At 29.3% G+C, this 719-nt stretch carries 1 pseudogene; it reads right to left on the bottom strand.

Annotation, left to right across the window (positions count from 1 at the left end):
* Positions 1 to 540: 540 nt before the first annotated feature.
* Positions 541 to 719: pseudogene (locus FOT98_RS31455) on the bottom strand (CPBP family glutamic-type intramembrane protease); the annotation flags it as partial.

Below are 719 nucleotides of genomic sequence, written 5' to 3'. Positions count from 1 at the left end.
CTAGATATTCATATGAAATAGGGGGCAAAGGATATATCAGAGACTTTTAGAAATGGAATACTAACAAGTGAAATTTTCTTATAAATTTAACGTATTTCTCGAAAGAATTTTCCTTCCTCAAGCGTGTGAAGGGCGTAGCCCGACGATAGGTGGGAGATGAATTTCGGTACGCGACTTGGAAAAATGTTGCTTCTTTTCGATATAAAATTAAATAATTTAAATATTAGGTGTTGCTTGTTGCGAAAAATAAGTACGCAACATGGGAAAAGTGTTGCATGTTTTGCAGGAAAGATACGCAAGATGGGAAAGATGTTGCGTGTGTAACTTCTAATTAGTGAAAAACAAATTTTGTAAACTTATAAAAAATTAGTGTATTTTGGCTATTAAAAATATGAAAGGAAATTCTTGAATATAAATTTACATAAAAAAGAAGCATAGAAAAAGCTTTAGTTCTATACTTTTTACCTCATTAATAATCTAGTTTTCTCTCAAGCATTGGCTTAAAATCCACTACTAATAGAACTAATTATTTTTTAACATTTATAGATGTAATGCTATAAAAACAATAGCGTTATGTAGTGAGTGAATCAAAACAACAATCCAAAAAGCAGATATTGTAACTTCAACTTTTTCATTCTTTTTTTGATATACCCAATAAGCATAGTTATATAATACTCCAATTATTGCTGTAACGACTATATAAGTAATACCATCTGAAT

It is taken from the genome of Bacillus sp. HY001, from assembly GCF_007558965.1.
GTDB lineage: Bacteria > Bacillota > Bacilli > Bacillales > Bacillaceae_G > Bacillus_A > Bacillus_A mobilis.
The sequence above is the reverse complement of the archived record's forward strand: the minus strand, read 5'-3'. Positions and strand labels throughout refer to the sequence as shown.